The organism is Acetobacterium paludosum (assembly GCF_008086595.1).
GTDB lineage: Bacteria > Bacillota > Clostridia > Eubacteriales > Eubacteriaceae > Acetobacterium > Acetobacterium paludosum.
Window position 1 is genome coordinate 87429 of sequence record NZ_RXYA01000013.1, and the last position, 23068, is coordinate 110496.

The 23068-nt window shown below is 38.5% G+C and carries 25 protein-coding genes; all 25 read right to left on the reverse strand.

The features are described 5' to 3' along the window. Positions 1-292: 292 nt before the first annotated feature. The gene (locus FZC41_RS13380; protein ID WP_148567937.1) at positions 293-919 is read right to left on the reverse strand and encodes a K(+)-transporting ATPase subunit C; all 627 of its coding nucleotides are present in this window, start codon (positions 917-919) and stop codon (positions 293-295) included. Positions 920-1029: 110 nt separating this feature from the next. Continuing rightward, positions 1030-1368, reverse strand: a complete 339-nt coding sequence (locus FZC41_RS13385) for a hypothetical protein (RefSeq protein ID WP_148567938.1) — start codon at positions 1366-1368, stop codon at positions 1030-1032. Between the two features lie 34 nt (positions 1369-1402). Next, positions 1403-3457 (reverse strand): potassium-transporting ATPase subunit KdpB, encoded by a 2055-nt coding sequence (gene kdpB, locus FZC41_RS13390; protein WP_148567939.1) that lies wholly within the window; start codon positions 3455-3457, stop codon positions 1403-1405. A 13-nt stretch (positions 3458-3470) separates the two neighbouring features. Continuing rightward, a complete protein-coding gene (gene kdpA, locus FZC41_RS13395) occupies positions 3471-5189 on the reverse strand; it encodes a potassium-transporting ATPase subunit KdpA (RefSeq protein ID WP_148567940.1) in 1719 nt (572 codons plus the stop codon). 21 nt (positions 5190-5210) lie between these two features. Continuing rightward, on the reverse strand, positions 5211-5288 hold the full coding sequence (gene kdpF / locus FZC41_RS17925; protein WP_205737082.1) for a K(+)-transporting ATPase subunit F: 78 nt from the start codon (positions 5286-5288) through the stop codon (positions 5211-5213). Positions 5289-5690: 402 nt separating this feature from the next. Next, positions 5691-6407 (reverse strand): response regulator, encoded by a 717-nt coding sequence (locus FZC41_RS13405; protein ID WP_148567941.1) that lies wholly within the window; start codon positions 6405-6407, stop codon positions 5691-5693. Next, entirely contained in the window at positions 6400-9102 is a 2703-nt protein-coding gene (locus tag FZC41_RS13410) for a sensor histidine kinase (protein ID WP_148567942.1), read from the reverse strand. The genes FZC41_RS13405 and FZC41_RS13410 overlap by 8 nt, the downstream gene beginning before the upstream one ends. 518 nt (positions 9103-9620) lie before the next feature. Further along, complete coding sequence (gene rpsR / locus FZC41_RS13415) at positions 9621-9848, reverse strand: 30S ribosomal protein S18 (protein ID WP_148567943.1); 228 nt, start codon at positions 9846-9848, stop codon at positions 9621-9623. Between the two features lie 18 nt (positions 9849-9866). Then, positions 9867-10304, reverse strand: coding sequence for a single-stranded DNA-binding protein (locus FZC41_RS13420; protein ID WP_148567944.1), 438 nt, complete (start codon positions 10302-10304; stop codon positions 9867-9869). A 12-nt stretch (positions 10305-10316) separates the two neighbouring features. Continuing rightward, positions 10317-10604, reverse strand: coding sequence for a 30S ribosomal protein S6 (rpsF, locus tag FZC41_RS13425; RefSeq protein ID WP_148567945.1), 288 nt, complete (start codon positions 10602-10604; stop codon positions 10317-10319). Positions 10605-10743: 139 nt separating this feature from the next. Beyond that, positions 10744-11370 carry a stage II sporulation protein M gene (locus FZC41_RS13430; protein WP_148567946.1) on the reverse strand — a complete coding sequence of 209 codons (627 nt, stop codon included), beginning with the start codon at positions 11368-11370 and terminating at the stop codon, positions 10744-10746. After that, on the reverse strand, positions 11370-11573 hold the full coding sequence (locus FZC41_RS13435) for a DUF951 domain-containing protein (RefSeq protein WP_148567947.1): 204 nt from the start codon (positions 11571-11573) through the stop codon (positions 11370-11372). Before FZC41_RS13435 ends, FZC41_RS13430 begins: the two co-directional genes overlap by 1 nt. A gap of 3 nt (positions 11574-11576) precedes the next feature. After that, entirely contained in the window at positions 11577-12446 is an 870-nt protein-coding gene (locus FZC41_RS13440) for a mechanosensitive ion channel family protein (protein ID WP_148567948.1), read from the reverse strand. Between the two features lie 9 nt (positions 12447-12455). After that, a complete protein-coding gene (locus FZC41_RS13445) occupies positions 12456-13106 on the reverse strand; it encodes a CvpA family protein (RefSeq protein WP_148567949.1) in 651 nt (216 codons plus the stop codon). Continuing rightward, the gene (locus tag FZC41_RS13450; protein ID WP_148567950.1) at positions 13103-14194 is read right to left on the reverse strand and encodes a CPBP family intramembrane metalloprotease; all 1092 of its coding nucleotides are present in this window, start codon (positions 14192-14194) and stop codon (positions 13103-13105) included. Before FZC41_RS13450 ends, FZC41_RS13445 begins: the two co-directional genes overlap by 4 nt. A gap of 45 nt (positions 14195-14239) precedes the next feature. Continuing rightward, positions 14240-15133 carry a ParB/RepB/Spo0J family partition protein gene (locus FZC41_RS13455; RefSeq protein ID WP_148567951.1) on the reverse strand — a complete coding sequence of 298 codons (894 nt, stop codon included), beginning with the start codon at positions 15131-15133 and terminating at the stop codon, positions 14240-14242. A gap of 2 nt (positions 15134-15135) precedes the next feature. Further along, positions 15136-15900, reverse strand: a complete 765-nt coding sequence (locus tag FZC41_RS13460; protein ID WP_148567952.1) for a ParA family protein — start codon at positions 15898-15900, stop codon at positions 15136-15138. A gap of 150 nt (positions 15901-16050) precedes the next feature. Then, positions 16051-16773 carry a 16S rRNA (guanine(527)-N(7))-methyltransferase RsmG gene (gene rsmG / locus FZC41_RS13465; protein WP_148567953.1) on the reverse strand — a complete coding sequence of 241 codons (723 nt, stop codon included), beginning with the start codon at positions 16771-16773 and terminating at the stop codon, positions 16051-16053. Next, complete coding sequence (mnmG, locus tag FZC41_RS13470) at positions 16766-18673, reverse strand: tRNA uridine-5-carboxymethylaminomethyl(34) synthesis enzyme MnmG (RefSeq protein WP_148567954.1); 1908 nt, start codon at positions 18671-18673, stop codon at positions 16766-16768. Before mnmG ends, rsmG begins: the two co-directional genes overlap by 8 nt. An 11-nt stretch (positions 18674-18684) precedes the next feature. Next, positions 18685-20064 carry a tRNA uridine-5-carboxymethylaminomethyl(34) synthesis GTPase MnmE gene (gene mnmE / locus FZC41_RS13475; protein WP_148567955.1) on the reverse strand — a complete coding sequence of 460 codons (1380 nt, stop codon included), beginning with the start codon at positions 20062-20064 and terminating at the stop codon, positions 18685-18687. 143 nt (positions 20065-20207) lie between these two features. Beyond that, positions 20208-20837, reverse strand: coding sequence for an RNA-binding cell elongation regulator Jag/EloR (gene jag, locus FZC41_RS13480; RefSeq protein WP_148567956.1), 630 nt, complete (start codon positions 20835-20837; stop codon positions 20208-20210). 29 nt (positions 20838-20866) lie between these two features. Then, positions 20867-21814 (reverse strand): YidC/Oxa1 family membrane protein insertase, encoded by a 948-nt coding sequence (locus FZC41_RS13485; protein WP_148567957.1) that lies wholly within the window; start codon positions 21812-21814, stop codon positions 20867-20869. Between the two features lie 39 nt (positions 21815-21853). Beyond that, positions 21854-22066, reverse strand: coding sequence for a membrane protein insertion efficiency factor YidD (yidD, locus tag FZC41_RS13490; RefSeq protein ID WP_205737081.1), 213 nt, complete (start codon positions 22064-22066; stop codon positions 21854-21856). A gap of 1 nt (position 22067) precedes the next feature. Continuing rightward, positions 22068-22406 carry a ribonuclease P protein component gene (rnpA, locus tag FZC41_RS13495; protein WP_148567958.1) on the reverse strand — a complete coding sequence of 113 codons (339 nt, stop codon included), beginning with the start codon at positions 22404-22406 and terminating at the stop codon, positions 22068-22070. Between the two features lie 64 nt (positions 22407-22470). Further along, on the reverse strand, positions 22471-22605 hold the full coding sequence (gene rpmH, locus FZC41_RS13500; RefSeq protein ID WP_148567959.1) for a 50S ribosomal protein L34: 135 nt from the start codon (positions 22603-22605) through the stop codon (positions 22471-22473). Between the last annotated feature and the right edge of the window lie 463 nt (positions 22606-23068).

Genomic DNA, 23068 nt, shown 5'->3' on the forward strand with positions numbered 1-23068 from the left:
CTATTATTTTTTCCCACGCTCAATGATCATTATTTTCTCTCTGATTCAGCATAAATAAAAAAAGCTGCTCATCCCAGGTGCGAACCTGGGACGAACAGCTTTTCCGGTTTTAGTTATTTGATGTATACGGTAAAAGCGCAGCATTTCGCGCCCGTTTAATGGCTTCTCTATCATCAACCTGTTCTACTTGGCTCAGCATGATTCCAGCTGAGCCTGGGAAAAAACAACCCTCTAATGCCAATTCCATATCTAAATGAAGGTGTTATGACAACACCGGATTGTTAACCTGCGCCTATTTCACCAGATTTAGATCTTTAGCAATTTGCAAATTAACCATCAACACATTAACAGTTTCCTCCCCGAATATACCAAGAACCTTTCCTTGTGTATTCTCCCTTACGATTTCCTTCAGTCTATCCTGCGATAAACCGGTTGCTTCGGCTAACGCTGAAATTTGGATGGCAGCCGATTCTGGACTGATGTGTGGGTCAAGACCGGAACCGGACGCTGTCAATAAATCGGTAGGGATATCCTCTGCTTTAACAGAAGGATTTGATTTTAAAAATTCACTGATGTCATCCTGAACACGGTTGGACAGTTCTGGATTGGTTGATGCGTAATTCTTTGATCCTGAAGCAATTCCGGTATAATCACCGTTATCCTTATCCTCCTGCGTATAGGTATTGTAGTTTACCGCAGATGGGCGACACTTCATAAAACGCGTATCAGTAAAATCCTGACCAACAAGTTCAGAGCCGACCGCATTGCCGTCAACAGTAACCAAACTACCATTAGCCTGCTTCGGAAAGAACACTTGGCTGGCACCTGTAAGCAGCATTGGGTAAGCCAGGCCGCATATCAAAAGCAGAGTCAATGTTACTAAAAGCGGCTTTTTTATTTCTTTCAAAAATATACTCATTTTGATAACCTCCTATTTTAATTCAAAATTTTAATTCAAAAAGCGTAACAGCGAAATAGTTGTGAAATCAATCACTGCATATCCAATAAGGATGTAGCCTGTCACCAAATCTAATGGGTGTGACACTCGCTGTAAACATCTATGCCCAATACCTTGTTCACGGACGTAATAAATGCCTGGTAGCCTCCATCTTTATCAGTCCTATGAGGAAGTGACCGTGACAGAATTTCATCAACGTCTTCCCTATCAAAATCAAAGCAACTTATCAAAAGATCTTTAACTTCGTCGGAAGCTGCTCCAAGGACAAATTCATCCGCTGCCTGATAAACCATCTCATTCTCATAGAAGCCTGAACGTTTAAACTCATAGTATTCCAGTATTTTCTTATAACCGTAAATAATTACGAAGGCAATTGCCAACATTCCGACATTTTCTAAAAAGACATCCATAAAATGACCTCCTTCAAATCCATATGATCTCCCTCTATAGCCCCAAAAGCGCCAGCAGTGGGGAAATGATTAAATCAATCACCTTGATACCTATAAATGGAGCAATGATACCACCGAGTCCATAGATAAGCATATTGTGAGACAACATATTCTCTGAGCGTTGCGGCTTATACTTAACACCTTTCATAGCAAGTGGAATCAGGCATGGGATAATAATGGCATTAAAAATCAAAGCGGAGAGTATTGCACTATATGAGGTGGACAATCCCATGATGTTCAATACCTTCATTTGCGGAATGACTGCCATAAACATAGCCGGAATAATCGCAAAATACTTGGCAACGTCATTGGCAATACTGAAGGTTGTCAAAGAACCGCGTGTAATCAAAAGCTGTTTCCCAATTTCCACAACATCTAAAATCTTTGTCGGATCGGAATCCAGATCGACCATGTTTGCCGCTTCCTTTGCGGCTGAGGTTCCGCTGTTCATCGCAATACCAACATTCGCCTGTGCGAGTGCTGGCGCGTCGTTTGTACCATCTCCCGTCATTGCGACAATCTTACCTTCGGATTGTTCGGCCTTGATCAACGCAATCTTATCCTCCGGCTTGCATTCCGCAATGAAGCTGTCCACACCCGCCTCTTGGGCAATGGTAGCTGCCGTCAGCGGGTTGTCACCAGTACACATGATGGTTTTGATGCCAATAGCACGCAATCTTGCAAAACGCTCCACAAGCCCCGATTTTATGGTGTCCTTCAGATAAATGACGCCTAAAATCCGATTTCCGACGCAGACGGTTAGTGGCGTACCACCCAGCTTGGCAACCTCGTTGACCTGCGCCTCCAAATCCTTTGGAATGAAACCGCCCAACTCCTGCACATATTTTTGGATAGCATCAGAAGCGCCTTTCCGTATTCTTGTCCCATCTGAAAGATCGACGCCGCTCATGCGCGTCTGCGCAGTAAACTCCATGAATTCCATACCGGGGTTTATCTCCTGATGTAACCCGCTAAGATGCTCTCCAAGTTCTACTACCGATTTTCCTTCCGGAGTATCGTCTTTTAGAGAACTGATGACGGCGTAACGAATCAGCTCCTGTTCGCTCGCATTTCCTACTGGTATAAATTTAGCTGCCATACGATTTCCGTAAGTAATTGTACCAGTCTTATCAAGAATCATAGTATCCACATCGCCACAAACTTCCACAGCCTTTCCAGACAAGGCAATGACGTTAAAACGTGTAACACGGTCCATACCGGCAATGCCTATGGCCGAGAGCAATCCACCAATAGTCGTGGGGATTAAGCAAACAGTCAGAGCGATCAAAGTCGAAATCTGCAAGCGTACCCCGCTGTATACAGCAATTGGATAGAGGGTAACTATGACAATCAAAAAAATTATCGTCAGGCCGACCAGTAAGGTGTTCAAGGCTATCTCATTTGGCGTTTTCTTTCGGGATGCGCCCTCAACCAATGCGATCATTTTATCGAGAAAAGATTCGCCCGGATTTGATGTGATCCGGATTTTAAGCCAGTCGCTCACCACTGTTGTTCCGCCTGTGACCGATGCAAAATCACCTCCATTTTCCTTTAACACCGGTGCGGATTCACCAGTAATAGCCGATTCGTCTACTGAAGCAATGCCTTCAATAACTTCACCGTCATTGGGGATCAGCTCTCCCATCTTTACCAAAACGATATCTCCCTTTTTCAGCATACTTGCGCTCATTACGGTTTCTCTGCCGTCGTCACTCAAGATACGAGACTGCATATCTTTCTGCGTTTTTTTCAAGCTTTGAGCCTGTGCTTTGCCCCGGCCTTCGGCCACCCCTTCAGCAAAATTAGCAAAAAGCACAGTAATTAAAAGGATGACTGCGACAATTCCATTATACAGCCGCAAATTGTTTCCTTCATCCCCAAAAATATTAGGGAAAAAACAAAGCAGCAATGTAACCGCGAACCCTATTTCAACCACAAACATAACTGGGTTTTTCATCATGTATCGAGGATTCAGTTTTGTAAACGCTCCTATAATTGATGATTTTAGAATATCTTTTGTAATAAACTTTGTTTTTATTCCTTTATTCATGAAAGTGTCCTCCTTAATTCCACAAGGTTAAATGTTCCGAAATCGGGCCAAGAACCATCGCCGGGAAAAATGTCAGCGCAGCAATGATCAAAATGACCATGAACAGTGATATGCCAAATGTCCTGGTATCTGTCTTTAATGTTCCGATAGATTCGCTAACTGGCTGTTTTATCATTAATGAGCCGGCAATAGCCAGTTGGATAATGATGGACAAATAGCGTCCGAAAAACATGACTAACCCGGTAGTGATATTCCAAAAATATGTATTGTCTCCCAAGCCTTCAAAACCGGAACCGTTGTTGGCTGCAGAGGATGCATATTCATATATCACTTGCGTCAGTCCGTGATATCCAGGATTGCTGATTCCGGCCAAACCTGCCGGGACAGCAATAGCCAATGCTGAAAAGGCCAGAATCAACAACGGATGAATGATGATCCCAAGCGCTGTGAGTTTCATTTCCTTTCCTTCAATTTTTTTAGACAAGTACTCCGGCGTTCGGCCGACCATAAGCCCGCAGATGAACACAGTAAGAATCACATATAGAATCATGTTCATCAGTCCGACGCCCTTACCGCCAAACACAACATTGAGCATCATATTCATTAGCGGAACAACACCACCTAAAGGCGTAAGGGTATCATGCATGTTATTGATGGAGCCGGTGGTAAAGGCCGTTGTCACCGTTGTAAAGAGCGCCGATTGAGCGATTCCAAACCTGACCTCCTTGCCTTCCATGTTGCCCATGCTCTGATTTAATCCAATCTGCTTCAGTATGGGATTGCCGGCTTGTTCAGCTGCAAAGCAGACAATCACGCCCATAATTAAGATGATGAGCATCACGGCGAAAATAGGCTTTGCCTCGCTACCAATTAGAACCTTTTTTTCTTTTCCTTTTTTGGTTTCTTTTTTACGGTTGCGTACCATATGTCCAAATGCTATCACGCACGAACCCGGAAGCAACATCATCGAAAGCATTTCGATTATATTGGTAATCACATTAGGATTCTCAAACGGCGCCGACGAATTAGCTCCGAGGAATCCGCCGCCGTTTGTCCCAATATGCTTGATTGATTCAAGCGCCGCAATCGGCCCCATTGCAATGTCCTGATATTTTCCCGCTATGGTTTGGACCGTGACATTGGCAGATAAGTTTTGTGGTACCCCTTGAGAAACAAGAACCAACCCGATCAACAGGGAAAGCGGAAGCAAAACACGTGTTGTGATCCGAATAAGATCGACATAAAAATTGCCCATTGACTTTGTTTTTCCTGCAAGACCGCGCACGAAAGCCATGGCGACGGAAAATCCGGTAGCCGCAGAAGCAAACATCATAAATATAATTACCATCATTTGGCTCAAATATGAAAGCCCTGATTCTCCCGAGTAGTGCTGAAGGTTCGTATTCGTCATAAAACTGATAATCGTATTAAATGAAAGGCTTGGCTCCATCCCACCAATACCATTAGGATTCAAAATCGGCAAGGCCTGAATTCTCAGGATCAAATAGCCAACTAGAACCATAATTACGTTGGTTACAAGCATTGCTATAGCATACTGCTTCCAATTCATTTCTTTCTTTTCAATACCGCATATACGGTAAACCGCATTGTCGACTCGGTTAAAAACTGGATCAGCAAAGGTATGTTGGTCTACTGCAATATGATATAAGTACTTTCCCATTGGAATAATAAGGGCAATAAAGATTACCAATATTAAAATAATTTGTAACATCGTTTTTTCTCCACTTTTCTGTTAAAATTTTTCAGGATTGACTAACGCGTATAGTAAGTACGCTCCCAGCGCAATAATCAGAATTCCAAGAATTATCATAATTAATAACCACCTCTACGATTTCTCAACTTGGTGCTCACACCAGTCGGCAAACAACTTAATTAGCAAATAACTAATTGCTAAAATACCAATCATTAAAAAGTCCATATTTAAATCCTCCTATATTTCACTTTTGTTTAGTTTATCACGTCCGCCATTAGGTCGGGGTTAGGGTTTTCGTGTGTGAATTAATACTATATAAAGATAGTCTTTTTTATGAGTTATGACCAAAACCGAATTAAAAATGATAAAAGTGGAGATGCAATATCAGTTACTTTTATGAGTAAAAATGCAAAAAAAATCTTGGTTCACAATTAAAGTGAACCAAGATTTTTTGGTAACATTTGCTGCAATTGATTATAGGACGACTTCTCAAAAATGTATTGTTTTGTATGGAACGTATTAAAGCGATTTTCTGTCATCATCGACTTGCAGCATCCTATAGCCAACACCAATATGTGTCTGAATATACTTTGGCTGTGCGGGCGTATGCTCTATTTTTTTTCTGAGAGTTGCCATAAAAACGCGTAGAGCGGGAACATCGCTGGTGTAATTACCCCAGATTTCATGCAGGATATAATTATGAGTCAGTACTTTACCTACATTCTTTGCCAACAGACATAACAGCTTATATTCGATTGGAGTCAAGTGTACTTCCTCGTCATCCAACCAGACACATCCTGCTGCATAATCAATTTTCAAATTCTCATTAGTAAAGACAGAAGCATCCTTTAACAGCTTATCACTGTCATAACGGACTCTTCGCAGGCTGACCCGGAGTCTTGCCAGTAGTTCTTCTACGCTGAACGGCTTCGTCAGATAATCGTCCGCGCCGGCATCCAGCGCATCTATTTTGTCTCGGACTTCACTGCGTGCGCTGACCACAAGGATGGGAGTGTTTGACCATGCCCGGATTTTTTTTATGATATCCACACCGTCCATATCTGGAAGACCCAAGTCCAGGATTATGATATCCGGCTGTTTGGAAACGGCTTCTAATATCGAAGCTCCGCCTGTTTCAGCTGTGTGATATAGATATTGCTGTGTTTCCAGTGTTGTAGTAATCAGTTTTCGGATCGCTTTGTCGTCCTCCACTACAAGAATCAATGGTTTATTCATGATAATTTACCTCCTCTGCCTGCAAAGTAAAATAAAATACTGTACCATGCGGGATATTATCCTTAATATCGATTGTACCGCCAAGGGCATTTATAATCGATTTACACAAATATAGCCCCAGGCCTAATCCACGACGTCCATCTCCCCGAATGTTGTCTGCCGTATAAAACATCTCAAACAACTTTGATTTTGCTTTATCTGATATACCGGGGCCGTCATCAGAAATTTCTATAAGAACCATCTGCTTTTCGCGCTTCGCAGAGATGATAATATGCGATCCGGGCGGCGTATATTTGATAGCATTGTCCATAATATTGATAATGACCTGAATAATCAACCGAGAATCCATTTTGGCCATCAGAAATTCGTCATCCAATACGGTCTCAATTTTATGTTCCACACTGTTGCGATTAATATGAAGCAATGCTTCTGTAAAGACTTCCTCTAAAAGTTCAGACTGCATATTTAAATTTAACGTGCCATTGTCGATTCGCGTAATCGAAAGCAAATTTTCCACCAAATTGATAAGCCACATCGAATCATCATAAATATCCGAATAAAGACTTTTTTTCTGTGCTTTGTTCAACACTTCGGAATTCCCCATAAGAATTCCCGCATTTCCTGAAATACTGGTAAGTGGAGTGCGCAAATCATGGGAGATAGCCCGAAGCAGGTTTGCTCGGAGTTGTTCTTGCTGCATTTGAATTGAAATCTGTTTTTGTGCTTCATTCGAGTTTTCTTTTTCAAGTGCCATTGCACATTCATTAAGCATGGCAATCATCAGGCTTTTTTCAAATGCTTCCAAAGGAGATTCTTTATCCATGACAATTCCCGCAACGGCAAGTACTGAATTGCCGCTACGTACCGCAAGATATAAACATTTAGCAGTAGATAATGTGTTTGTAGTAGCACCAGCATGTTTATTATTCATATAAACCCATTCGGCAACTGCACGTTCATCTGTTGCAAGATACGCCTGTGAATCAACAGAATCTTCCTTTGGAAAAACAAGCGGCTCAGATAGCGTATTTTGCTTTGCAGCGTAAATAATTATAGTCCTGCCTAACAACTTTACCATTTGATGTGCCGTTTCGATTAAAATATCCGATTGATTTTTCGCCTGTTGTAATTTTCTGCTCGTTTCCAAAAGCACCTCAGTGCGATGCGCTTTTTGAGCGGATTGGCGGGCTTGCTCTTTTACCTGCTTGGTCAGCGTGCTGGTAATTAAAGATGCTACCAACATAATCAAAAAGGTCACCGGGTAACCCGGATCAAACGCTTGAAAAGAAAAGCGGGGCTCCGTAAAGAAATAGTTGAATAAAAGCACGCCTAATACTGACGATACGGCGCTATACATTCTACCCCGTGTAACTATGGCATTCAGCTGAACACCCAGAATATATACTGTTATTATATTTGCTATGCTAAAATTTAAAGCAGTAAACAAAAATCCGATCAAGGTACAAATTACCAGAATACCTACGGATTTGGCTGTGTCGACCAACGACAGGCCCGATGGTTTTGCAAACTTAGGAAAGTTTATATAGGAAGACGACTGCGTATCGGGAATAATATAAATGTCAATAGTTGGCGCGTACGCAGTCAGTTTATCAACAAAATTGGATTTTACAAACCATTTTCTGGTATGTGCTGAGCGTCCCATGACAATCTTTGACACCCGGCTTGATCTAGCGTATTCCGCAATCTGCGCGGGAATATCATCGCCATACACAGTCGCAATTTGCGCACCAAGTTGCTCAGCTAGTCTTAGGTTTTCCATTAAACTCATCATATTTTTGTTGTCTGATTCTTCGGTTTCAGACGTTTCCACAAATAATGCAGTAAAAGTGCCGTGAAAAGCATCTGCTATTCTTGCTGCCGTACGGATAACTTTTGCGTTGGAAGCAGCTGATGAAAGACAGACTAAAATATGCTCATTGGCATATTGAGTTTTGCTTTTTGCTTGGTCACAGTTTTGTATTTCATTGTTGATAGCCGTGCGGTTAACCTTATCAGCAGTCCGGCGCAAAGCTATTTCGCGAAGCGCAATCAAATTTTCTTTAGTAAAAAAATTTCCAAGCGCCCTTCGTGCTTGTTCTTCCCGGTAGATATTCCCTTTGTTTAATCGGTCTATCAAGTCATCCGGTTCAATATCAACCAATTCAATTTGATCAGCGCTGTCAAATACGCTGTCCGGAATACGCTCTCGTACGGATATTTCGGTAATGGAGGCTACAACATCATTCAGGCTTTCGATGTGTTGAACATTAATCGTAGTGTATACATCTATGCCTGCCTGCAGAAGCTCATCCACATCCTGGTATCTTTTTTTGTGGCGGCACCCCTCTACATTAGTATGTGCCAGTTCATCCACTAAAATAAGCTGGGGCTTACGCCGAATAGCTCTGTCCAAATCAAATTCCGCTAAAGTGATGCCTTTATATGATATTTCCAAGGGGGCTAAAACCTCCAGCCCTTCTAAACATGCCATTGTTTCCGGTCGAGCATGGGGCTCAATATAACCGGCGACCACATCAATTCCGTCTTTCAGCGCCTCTTGGGCGTCATTGAGCATGGTATAGGTTTTGCCAACACCTGCTGCATAACCGAAATATATTTTTAATCTGCCACGTCTTTTTACCGTCGGTATGGGGAACTCATCCAGGGAATCAAAATTTGTTTGATTGAAAGTCATATAAGATGCACCTCCTTTTGTAAATTCGTACGTTCTCAAAAACTCAGAGTGTTTTTTTGTATCTTTCACGGTTCAGCTTTTTCGCTTCACTCTTGCTTTTTATCAATATTTATGTTTGCAGGTGTCTTAACTTTCGCAAATCAACCCCAGAATCAAAGTGAATGGTCATTGTTCCCATATCTTATGATCTGGAGGTATTTATGTTACGAGTTTAGACGCATCATTTGCCGTGATCAACGTTCACTTGAATGCCGGGGTTAAGTAATTACTCAATTCTTTATATTTTTCAGTATAACATAGTAAAAATCAGTATAGTGTTATAACTTTATCTGTGGTATTAAGATACCATTAAGATAAAGTGCCGGAAATATAAACATAACTTTGCGTAAACATACATTTTATTTTGTTTTTCAGAGGTTTCCCTGTCACTATACAAACGGTGTTCTGGAAGGATTAAACACTAAATAAAAAAGCTGCTCATCCAAGGAGTGAACCTGGGACGAACAGCTTTTTCGGTTTTAGTTGTTTGATGTATACGGTAAAAGCGCAACATTTCGTGCACGTTTAATGGCTTCTGTTACTTTCCTTTGATGTTTTGCACAAGTACCAGTGGCTCGTCTTGGTAAGATTTTGCCACGTTCAGAAATAAATTTCTTGAGTGTAATGACATCTTTATAATCAACCTGTTCTACTTTTCGTTCGCAGAACTCACAAACTTTTCTTCTTTTTTTAAACGGTTTTGGCATTAAATTTTCCTCCTATTCTTAGAAAGGTATATCGTCGTCGTCGGCCATTAAATGAAAATCTTCATCTAAGCCCATCACCGACATATTATTATCTGATCGTGGTGCAGAAGCTTGCGGATTTCCGCCGGTTGAATCTTTACGGCTGGATGACAAGAAACTAATCTCATCAGCAACAACTTCTGTCACATAGCGTCGTTGACCGTCCTGTGCATCGTAACTTCTTACCTGTAGTCGTCCTGACACACCAATTTGGCTGCCCTTAGACAGATATTGACCCGCAATTTCTGCTTGTTTTCCCCATACCACTATCGGTACAAAGTCTGCTTCTTTTTGACCATCTTTGTTTTTAAAACGACGATCTACAGCCAAGGTAAATGTAGCTACTGCTTTGCCTGTTGTCGTGTTTTTTACATCAGGATCTCGGGTTAGTCTTCCTACTAAAATTACTTTATTCACAGAAATGCCCCCTTATTTCTCTTTATTAATAATGATATTTCGAATAAATGATTCAGTAATCTTGTATAAATGATCCAATGCATCAAGTACTGAGTTTTCAGCATTGAATTCTACTAAAACATAGTAACCTTCTTGATACTTTTTATCAATATCATAGGCTAATTTTCTTTTGCCCCATTCATCAACTTTTCCAACTGTTCCAGCTGTTTCAATTACAGCTTTAACTTTACCAATCAATTCTTCTATTGTTTCTTTTTCAAGATCCGGCTTTAAAACAAATAATGTTTCATACGCTCTCATTCCATTTCACCTCCTCATGGACTATGGCTCACTTTTCCAGCAAGCAAGGATACCAGTTTTTAATTATATCATAAAATTAAATCCTTGCAAGCCTTTTCTCGTTTTTTTCTAAAAAGTTTCTTTTCCTACTGTTATCATTTTATGAAAAAGCTTTAAATATTATCGGTGTCATGAAAGTTTCAATAAATGCAGCTATAATAAAAAGCGGTATGATCCAAAGAAAAAAAATCCGCAGGCTGGCAAAAATTGCCTGTTTTAATTCTCCCTTGAAATTTTTTTTGATTATCGTTTTTACGAGCACATAACAAATGTGAGCGCCTAGTGTCACACTTAGAACCAACGCGGGTATCTCAATCACGCCATGAGGAAGAATTCCTGCCAGAAAAGGAATCCAGCCAACTCCGTTGATCTGATAAACCGCACCAATCAAACCAACAATCGTAGCGTTTGACAGTAGAGAAAAATTCGGAAGAAATAAAAACGGAATAAAGCCCGCAGCAATGGTCAATCCTCCGGCCCAAAGATTGTTAATAAAAATCCAGAACCATAAACTTAATCCGGTATTATCCAAAATATCTTTTCCTTGAAACAACGTAACTAACTCTTTGTAATAGGCTTCTGTCATCTGTGGGTTATTTTGAAATAGCATAACATTAACAATAACGAGTACTACAAAAATACTTAAATAAATATCATAAGTTTGTTTTAGATTTTTAAAAAAATAATTTCCAGCACTATTCCATTCTCTAATAATGAATTTTTTCATTATTCTGCCTGACCCTCATTCGTTATCACTTTTTTAATTTGTTTATTAAATTTTGACCGTTGTAACATCACGATATGACCACAACCCATACATTTGATTTTTATATCTGCACCCAATCGAATGATTTCCCACTGAAAGCTGCCGCAAGGATGTTTTTTTTTCATTTCGACTCGATCGCCTAATGCATATTCTTTTCTTTCCAAGTTTCACCTCTGTGCTTTTTTATCTGATTCTCCGGTATAAATAAAAGATTTATTATACGGAATTTCAATCCCCTTCTCATGTAACACTTCCTTTATTCTTTGACGCAATACCGTTTCTGCTTTAAATTTAGAAGCTGCATCCTCATCACAACTGATGCGAATATTCACAGCTAAAGGACCCATATCGGTTACCCCAATAACTTCCGGACAGGTTTTAAACAATTCTTCATGACTTTCAAAAAGTTCCCTGCAGATATCATTAAGGATATCGGTAACCTTACTGATGTCCTCTTCATAAGAAATTCCGACATTTACAGTCGCCTTAATATGTCCTTTTGAATAATTTTTCAACCGATCAATCTTTCCATTATGAATGATAAATAGTCCGCCGTCGAACTCCCGGATATTTGTGGTTCGCATTCCAATTGCTTCAACGATTCCATAGTGATTTTCATCAATAATAATGTAATCTCCGACACAAAACTGATTTTCAAAAACAATCACAAACCCACTCATCACATCTTCTACAATTCCCTGGGCGCCAAAACCGATGGCCAGAGTTCCAACACCTGCTACAGCTAAAAGCGAACTGACATCCATAAATTGTCCTAGTATAATAAGAATTGCCACTGTCCATATACTGGCTCTAACAACTGTTTTGGTAACATGGTTTAATGTTACCACCCGACGTGATTCCCTTACATCAATGCCTGATTTCAATGAATCAAAAACACGATTGACAATACCAAATATTATTTTAATACTCACAATTGCTGCCACCAATACCAGAAGCGAAATCAGAATTTCTTCCAGCAGATTTCCAACATTAATTTGTGAAGTGACCTTTTGATAATTATCGATCCAGTATCCCATAATACCCTCCTATTGTATTCCTACAAAGTTCATGATCCAAGGCAAACCTATTTGAAACAGTGTACTTTCTTCATAAGTAGGAAGATTTGCCGCCCCGCCAGTGTATACATTTAATACTGTACACACCCAAAGCACAACGCCTATCAAACAAAACGCCAAAATCAATCCTATTAAAAGCCCTAGCAATCGGTTGATACCGCCAATAATCGGGATTTTTGAAACACCTTTAAAAACAATTTGTAGCATCCAAACAATAATCGATACTGCGAAAACAATAATTAGAAAACTGATGCTTTGTGCAATTCCGTGGGTTAAACTCTCCGTCATAGCACTCAAGCTTTGATTCAGCATTGACTGTCCACCGTTGATGATCGCTTGTGTTGATGCGTCATTTATTTGAACACTTTGTTGTCCAACATCAATGAGTGCTTGAGCAACAGCTTCTATGTTAATTTTCTGTATTAGGCTATTGAATATTCCTAAGCTTATTAACCAGTTCCCTAACATTGGGGAAAAAATCCAAGCTATTGCAAAAGATGCAATAAATCCCCCAAAACTAATTAGGGTTTTTATTGCACCTCGTTTATATCCGATCAGTCCTGAAATTATACAAATCAGGATACAAATTAAATCTAATGATGTTAATGCTGCAAAACTCATTTTTTATTCCTATAATATTCTTCTATGTCTTCCTCATTGATGATTCTAATCGCGCTAGTTTCCTTCAAGAATGATTTATCATTACTTTCCTGATGTTTTCTCATTTCTTCCTCAGCTTGCTCCAAAGTCATTGGCTCTGTAACATCCCATTCATTTGCCACTGTTGTTTTTTCCGTTTTTTCATTATCTTTTGCCTTAATTTCCGGCATTCTTTTAGGTTCAATGCTTTCAATTTCTGTTGAAAATGCTGTTCGTTCATCAACTGACGCTATTCTTTCAAAAAGTCCTGATTCGTTTTTTTGCGTTTTCGGTTCAATTATTCTTTCCTGGTCATTATCAATATATAATTCTTTGTCATTTCCAGTTGGATAGGCATCTTCAATGATCACTCCGGTCATATTCATACTTACCGGTTCTTTTGGGGTAAACCCTTCATTGATCATCTCATCTGAAAGACCATCGATGCCAATACTTGTGCGTTTCGGCAATCTCGACTTTTTCTTGTTTTTTTTCTTTTCTTTCTTTTTATTTAAATCTTCTTGAATTTCTTTTTCATTTTCCGCTTTTGTTTCTTCTAAATATTTATGTCCTATTATTCGGCCTAAAACAATTCCTATCAGTTGAAACACCACCGTGAAAATTAGCGAAATTCCAAAAAAGATGAATATTGAGATATTACTGCCAATCAATTGATAAATAAGACCAAACGGCAAATACCAAAAAATCGTTGGCGCTGCCAAAAAAGCAAATTGGTTCCAAACACTGCTAGTATCTTGTCCCGGTGCTAATACAGAAACTGCTGTCAGTAATACTGACAGCACAACAATCGGTATTAAGCTAAAAAATATGTACTTAAGTGTTTTCGGCTTTTCATTTGCGCCAATGTTTTTAAAACAAATAACAAACAAGGCAATCCAAAAAATTCCAACTGTCAATAACTGCACGCCGCTAAACAAATAATTGAAATTATCTGTTCTAATCACATCGAAAACACCCTTGAATATCAAAACAATTACTAAGTATAGAATGTTTCCTAAAACTGCCGCCTCTAGAGGTGACAATCGTCTCTTTCTTTTGATTTGGTTCATTTTTTCTCCATTTCATGATTTAAATGCTTATTTTGCTTACTTGTCCTACTCTATCTTTTTATATCCTAAAAGCTCCAGGATACGATCTAATTCCTCTAGTGATGAATAGGAAAACTCAATCTTTCCTTTTTTTCCGCGATTCTGCAAGTTTACTTTTGTTTTGTATTTTTCTTCTAAGCCTTCCTGGATTTCAGTGATGTATCGGCTATTATCTTCTTTCTTTTTTTGCAGCAGCTTTACAGAACCTTCCATTTGCATCTTCTTTATCCGCTTTTCTGCTTCTCTGACACTTAAACCCTTTTCTATGATTTCATTGGAAAATGCTTCCATTTTATCTGGATCTTCTAAAATAATGATGGCTCTGGCATGTCCTGGGGTGATTGTCCCTTTGGCTACCTCATTTTGAATTGACTTCGGAAGCTTTAAAAGTCTGAGTGTATTGGCAACCGCTGTTCGACTTTTCCCGATCCGAATGCCAATTTCCCCCTGGGTCATATTGAAATTTTCCATTAACCCTTCAAATGCAAGGGCTTCCTCAATACTATTGAGATTTTCTCTTTGAACATTTTCAATAATTGCGATCTCTAAAACTTCTTCTGGCGGAAGATCTTTTACAATCACCGGGACTTCTTTTAAGCCGATCATATTTGCTGCCCGCCACCGTCTTTCCCCTGCAATAATGGTGTAACCTTTTGCTTCCGGTTTTACAACTAAGGGTTGTATAATACCATGTTCTTTTATTGAAATGCCTAATTCTTCAAGTTTTCCACGATCAAAATTTTTGCGCGGTTGATTTGGATTTGGTCGGACGTTATTGGTTTTTACATAGAAAACCAGCTTTTCAACATCAACCTCTAGTGCCTCATCATCTCTTGAAGTGATAACTTCCTCGGGAAACAACGCTCTCAGACCTTTTCCTAACCCTGTGTTTTTTCCCATAGCTACTCCTGTCTTTGTATGAATTCTTTAGCCAATGCACGATATGCTTTTGCCCCTTTTGATGAGTTGGCATACTCAAAAATGGTTTGACCGTAGCTTGGTGCCTCAGCCAATCTGATGTTTCTGGGAATCATTGTTTCGTACACCTTATCTTTAAAATAATCCACAACTTCATCAACGACTTGGTTGGATAAGTTTGTGCGGCTGTCAAACATCGTCATAAGAACGCCTTCAATTTCTAATTTTGGGTTCAAGCCTTGTTTGACCAGGCTGATCGTATTCATTAGCTGACTGACTCCCTCCAATGCGTAAAATTCACATTGAATTGGAATCAGCACACTGTTTGCCATCGCTAATGCATTGATCGTCAACAACCCCAGTGATGGTGGGCAATCAATAAAAATATAATCGTAATATGCTTTTACATTTTCAATGCAGTTTTTTAGACGCAGCTCTCTTTGCGGTAAATTTATCAATTCAATTTCTGCGCCGGCTAAATCCGGATGTGATGGAAGGATATGGAGATTCTCATAAGAGGTTGTTAATATTATCTGTTTCAAATCATCGCCATGAATGATGCCATTATATACACTTCTCTCAAGATTGCTTTTTTCGATGCCAAATCCACTGCTTGTATTTCCTTGTGGATCGATATCAATAACGAGGATCCGGTATCCTTCCATGCTCAGGGCAGTGGTTAAATTAATATTGGTGGTTGTTTTTCCAACGCCACCTTTTTGATTAAATACTGCCACGATTTTCGCCATTTTCCACTCCTTATTTTTGTTTTATTAGCCATTTAGCTCGTCAACCACAATGTTTGCCACTTAGTTTTTTATACGTTTCACGTGAAACATCTCCGAAATTTAGGAAAATATTATCACATTACCCTTTATTTCTTCTTGTTATTAATACCATTAAATTGGAAAGCCATCTTTTTTTATTTTTCCATTGATTCGCGGATATTGTATTGGTGTCTTCCTAGTTTTTTCAATATTTATTATAACATGAACATAATCGCTTTGCAGTAACAAACCTTTTTTTACATCGATAATTTTCCCGCCAAGGATTTCAATCGGTTTTTTTGACGATTCTAACTCTTCTTCATAATCTTTCCCTTTCATCGGTAGAAATTGTCCGCCTACTTTTGTTAAAGGTAAACAATATTCAGAAAGAAGTGTCAGATTTGCCACCGCCCTTGATGTTACAACTTCATAGGTCTCTCTAAATTCCGGATCTTGTCCAAGCTCTTCGGCTCGCCCGTGAAGTATGTTTATGTTATCAATGCTTAACTCATGTGCGATTTCTTTAATCACATTCAACTTCTTTTTTGTTGAATCCATCAGGGTAATCTCTGCATCTTCAAGGACAATTGCTAATGGAATGCCCGGGAATCCGCCGCCTGTGCCTACATCCAGTATTTTTGCTCTTGGATTTTTAATCAATTTAAGTAATGACAATGAATCCATAATATGCAATTTTATAAATTCATCTTCATCCGTTATCCGGGTTAGATTAATATGTTTATTCTTCTCCAACAATTTGTCCATATAGGCCAGTAGCTTATCACCTTGTTTTTCAGTGATGGCAATATCGAATTGTTCACCCAACTGTATCAATTTCTGTATCCGATTATTCATTTTCGCTTTCTTCCTTTTCTGTCCCCATTTTTCGTCTGCGTTGTTCTAATACGATTAATAAAACAGATATATCCGCTGGTGATACCCCTGAAATCCGGGATGCCTGACCAATTGATGTCGGCTTGATTTCCTGCAGCTTTTCAATTGCTTCAATACGGAGTCCCCCCGTCTCCGCAAAATCAAAATCTTTTGGTATTCTTTTGTTTTCCAGTTTCTTAAATTGTTCCACTTGGGCTAATTGCTTTTTAATATATCCTTCATATTTTATCTGAACTTCGACTTGTTCAACAACACTCCAGTGCAGAGATGGCCGCTCTGAATCAAAAGTTCCAGTTTGAAGATATTTAATTTCCGGCCTTCTAATCAGCTCCCCGAGTGATGTGCCATGCCTAATTTCAGAACTCCCTAACTCTCTCATGATGGCATTATTTTCAGGACTTGCTTTAACCAGCACTTCGTCTAACCGTTTTATTTCCATTTCAATCGCTGCTTTTTTTTCTAAAAAATTACCATATCTTTTATCACTAATCAAACCCACCCGATGTCCGATTGGCGTCAATCTCAAATCAGCATTATCCTGCCTGAGCAATAATCGATATTCGGAACGCGATGTCATCATTCGATAAGGCTCATCAATGCCCTTTGTTATAATATCATCAATAAGTACGCCAATGTATCCCTCTGAACGATCAATAATTACAGGTTGTTTACCAAGTAAATATTGTCCGGCATTTATTCCCGCTATCAGGCCTTGAGCGCCGGCTTCTTCGTAACCAGATGTGCCATTAATTTGCCCGGCAAAAAAAAGGCCTTCTACCTCTTTAGATTCCAGCGAAGCTTTTAAACGGGTGGGATGAATACAATCATATTCAATGGCGTATGCTGAACGCATGAACTCTACCTTTTCCATTCCTGCCACGGTACGGTATAATGCAATTTGGACATCTTCAGGCAAACAAGATGACATTCCTTGAACATATACTTCATTTGTTTTTAATCCTTCAGGCTCCATAAATATCTGATGACGGTCTTTATCGTGAAACCGCATCACTTTTGTTTCAATGGAAGGACAATAGCGTGGTCCAATACCTACAACATCCCCTGTGAATAATGGTGATCTTTCTAAATTTTCATTAATAATTCGATGTGTTTCTTCATTAGTATAGGTTAAATAACAAGGAACTTGTTTGATTTCGATTTTATCAGTTTCGAATGAAAACGGCACAATATGTTCGTCTCCTTCTTGAATGGTCATTTTAGAATAATCCAGGGTCTTCGCATCAACTCTGGCAGGCGTTCCTGTTTTAAATCGCTGAAGTTCAATACCATTTCTTTCGAGACTATCCGATAAGTGCATTGCCGGAAATAAGCCATTAGGCCCTCCGTCATACTGCACATCTCCGATGATGATCCGCCCTTTCAAATAAGTTCCGCTGCATATAATGGCGGCTTTGCAAGGGTAAACGGCACCGGTATTGACCATCACACCGGTGATTTTTCCATTTTCAACCAAAATTTCTGTTGCTTCCTGTTGTTTTAAAAGTAAGTTCTCCTGGTTCTCAATGACTTGTTTCATTCGAAACTGATAGGCTTTTTTATCAGCCTGAGCTCTTAATGAATGAACTGCCGGCCCCTTTGCCGTATTTAGCATTTTGCATTGAATCATTGTCGCATCAATGTTCTTTCCCATTTCCCCACCAAGGGCATCAATTTCCCGCACCAAATGTCCCTTTCCGGTTCCACCGATGGATGGATTGCAAGGCATCATTGCTACTGAATCTAAATTTATGGTTAAAAGAAGTGTTTTTAATCCTAATCTTGCGCTGGCAAGGGCAGCTTCTGAACCAGCATGTCCCGCGCCGATTACGACAATATCATAGTCTCCTCCTGGGTAAGTCATTCTTCTTTCCTCTACTTTCCAATACAAAAATTTTTAAAAATCTGATCAATAATATCCATTCCCACTGCTTTTCCGGTAATTCCTCGGAGTGACTCTAATGCTTCCATAATATCAATAGAAACCAGCTCAATCGGCATTTGACTTTTCATCGTTACAATCGCATTTTCCAGACTTTTTTTTGTTTCTTCCAGTAATTGTATATGTCTTGTATTGGTAATCAGATAATCCGCTTCCTGATTAACGGTTCCTTCATAAACCATCTCAATCATTTTCTTTTTCAGAATTTCAATGCCCGACTCTTCAATCAAAGACATGGGGATCCACGGAGCTGATATTTTGCAATCTTTTTCGCTGAGTGTATCCGTTTTATTTGCTATATAAATGGTTTTTCTGTTTTTCAACAATTCGAGCAGTTCTTTTTCCCCGGGGGATATTTCTTTCGATATATCGCGCATAAAAATGACCAAATTAGTTTGATTTAAAAGAGCTTTTGATTTTTCTACCCCTATTTTTTCAACCACATTGTCTGTTTCTCGAATTCCCGCAGTATCAATAATTTTAAAGGGAATTCCTTCGATATTAATATATTCTTCGATCATATCTCGAGTGGTTCCCGGAACATCTGTTACAATCGCTTTATTTTCCATTAAAAAAGTATTCAATAAGGAAGACTTACCAACATTAGGCTCCCCTAAAATAGCTGTTGTAATGCCTTCCCGATAAATTTTCCCCGTTTCGGCTACAATCAATATTTCTTTGATTTTTTTAAGTAATTTAGTGATTTCTGCATGAATGAATTCATAGGTGATTTCTTCAATATCATATTCTGGATAGTCGATATTTACTTCCATATGTGATAAAACAGCAACAAGAATTACATCTAATTCTTCCAGTTTTTCCGATAATCGCCCTTCTAACTGCGCCACCGAATATTCTAAACTTTTTTCAGTTTTGGCATTAATAATATCCATTACTGCTTCTGCCTGGGTAAGATCGATTCGTCCATTTAAGAATGCACGCTTTGTAAATTCTCCCGGTTCTGCTAATCTCGCCCCGGATTTAATCACCAATTTTAATATTTTTCGCATGGGGACAATCCCCCCATGACAATTAATTTCAACTATATCTTCAGCCGTATATGAGTGGGGAGTCTTCATTTTTGAAATTAAAACCTCATCGATATCCTTATTTGTGATCGGATCAACAATTCTTCCATATAACAACTCATGGCTTTTTGCCGCTTCTAATGTTTTTCCTTTTGGGTTAATAAAAATATTATTACCAATTTCTATGGCTTTATTTCCACTTATTCTTATAATACCAATTCCTGCCCCACCCATACCTGTGGCAACCGCAGCAATGGTACCTTCATTCACTAATAAGACTTCCACTTTTTTCTCCTGACTAAATAATTCTTTCCCGATTTATAATGATATAATAAATTAGGGTCTCTGACAAGACCACTGTTGCTAAAAAAAGGACGCCTCACAGGCTAACTTAAAAAGTTATTTTGTGACACGCCCTTTAAAAAAATTTAGTTTTTATCTTTCAACTGAATGACAATCCGTCGATATGGTTCTTCGCCTTCGCTGAATGTAAAAACCTTTTCGTGATTTTGAAGTTTAGCATGAATCACACGTCTTTCAGATGGATTCATCGGTTCAAGGATCATTTTCTTTTGATAATAAATGGCTTTATTTGCCATCTTTTCTCCAAGATCTTCTAATGTCTTTTCTCTCTTGGCACGATAATTTTCCGTATCCAGAACCACTCTGACATATTCTTCATTTTTGCGGTTAATAACTAAACTGACTAAATATTGAAGCGAATCTAAGGTTTGACCTCGGCGTCCGATAAGAACACCCATATCCGTGCCTTCTAAGTTAATGAATAAAATCTTGTCTTCAAGACGTGTCTGGATTTTACAAGCAATTTTCATGGCATTAAATACGTCATTTAAAAAATCGAGGGCGTGTTGTTCCGGATCATTGATGAGTGTAACTTCAACAATCGCCTCCTTTTTCCCAAAAATCTTCATTAAACCACTGTCTGGCACTTGTAATATATTCGTTTCAACTTGATCCTTAGTAACTCCGAGCTGTAGCAAACCATCATTAATGGCCTCTTCTACGGTTTTACCAGTACCCGTTACTGTTTTATTCATTTTTCCTCCCCTTAGCTTTCAGTTCATTTTTACTTGTTATTATAACGTTCCTTGGCTTTTTGATAGGCTTCTTCTTGAGCTTCATCTCTTTTTGGTATTTCAGCCGTTGGTTTTTTTCGTTGCTGAACCTGTTTTTGCTGTATCTTTTTACCTGAAGCTGGTCGTGTTAAAGGTTTCTTGTCTTCATCATCCGGATTGCTTTTCTTTTTATCTTTCTTTTGATCATATGGATTATTCGCCGCTCGCTTTGCAGCTATTTCTGCTTTTCTCTCTTGCTCTGCTTCGCGAACACGTCGTTCCGCTTCTTCAATCGAATAATCCGGTTCCGGCATACGCATCATTGCAAATTGTTGAACAAAAGTAAACATATTCTGAACAACCCAATATAAAGCGACCCCAGCCGGCATATTGATAGCCATATAGCCAATCATAATCGGCATAACGTAAAGCATAATTTTTTGGGTTTTTGCATTGGGATCATCCGGATTTGCCGTAGATGAAGCCATCGTAAATTTTTGCGTAATAAATGTGAATAAGGCAGCCAAAACTGGCAATATGTAATATGGATCTGTATTACTAAGACTCGTCATCCATAAGAAAGACATGTCAAAGGTGCCAATGGTCCCATGAAATACCCAAAGATCAGGCGATTTTAATGTGCCATATAAACCAATCAAAATCGGAAACTGGATTAATAAAGGTAGACAGCCGCCGGCTGGATTAACCTTAAATGTCTTGTATAACTTCAGTGTCTCTTCATTTAATTTTTCTTTGTTATTTTTGAACTTTTTTTGCAACTTTTGTAATTCAGGCTGAAGACGCTGCATATCCTTCATTGATTTGGTTTGCTTAATATTTAGCGGAAGCAGACAAATCTTCGTTAATATTGTAAATATTATAATTGCCCAACCATAATTGTGAACAATTTCGAAAATTTGAAAAAGCACCCATCCAAAAATATTGTATAAAAAATCCATTCTTTAACTCCTTAAGGTATTTCTCCCTAAAAATTCTCTTTAGGGAAGGGGATCATATCCCCCGGGATTAAACGGATGGCATCTAAGAATGCGTTTTCCACCCAAATAGCTACCCTTTATCACACCGTATTTTTCAACGGCCATAATAAAATATTCTGAACACGTTGGACTAAAACGACAATTTTTTCCTAAAAATGGTGAAATAAATTTTTGGTAACCTCTAATGATTACTACCAGGAATTTTTTTATCATTTTATGGCCTCATGAGATTTTTCTTATAAAACAAATGTATTAATGATTTTTCTAAGCTACTAAACGGCACCAGTTTAATGGATTCCTTAGCAATCAAAATAATATCATAACCTTTTGAAAAAGAATCTTCATTGTGACGATATGCTTCTTTAGTTCTTCTTTTTATTTTATTTCGCACTACAGCTCGTTTGGAGACCTTTTTACTTACAATTATTCCCAAACGATTCTCTTTATAATCGTTTTTTAAATAATAAATAACAAAAGCTTTGTTTCCAAACACATCCCCCTTTTGAAAAACAGATTTAAATTCATTTTCTTTTTTTAGGGAACTTATTTTCACCAAAGGAATTCTCCTTAATTTTTATTAAACAAAAGACCGTTTTTGAAAAACGGTCTACAAAGAACTATGCTGATAATTTTTCTCTTCCTTTTCGTCTTCTCTTTTTTAAAATAAGTCGACCACTTTTTGTAAACATTCTTTTTCTAAACCCATGTTCTTTTTTTCGTTGTCTAACTTTTGGTTGATAAGTTCTTTTCACTTCGACACCCCCTGACTTAATCTTTATATTTATTTGTTTCCAAGCTAACAAGACTTTTACCCTAAAATTATATAGTTTTGCCCATTCTCTGTCAAGTTTTATTATTGTACTATTCAAAACTTTTATTAATCTTTATGTTTATTTTAATTGTATTGTATGCTCTTAAACAATTTGTTATACTAGTGTTACCAACATTCTGTGGATAAGTTTATAAACTTTATCATTTTGTCCACAATTATCGCGTTTTTGTGGACGAAATGGGGATAACTTGTTCATATTTTATAAATATTCTTGTATTCTCGTCTTTTTTTATTGGGATAACTTTTTTAAATTATCCACAATTATTCTTAACTTTTACTTGATTTTTTTATCTATTCACATTAAAATAGACTTCCTGTGCATAAAAAAAGACCTTATCCACAACAATACGACTTTAAATTTTTAAGAAATTGGAGGTTCATTT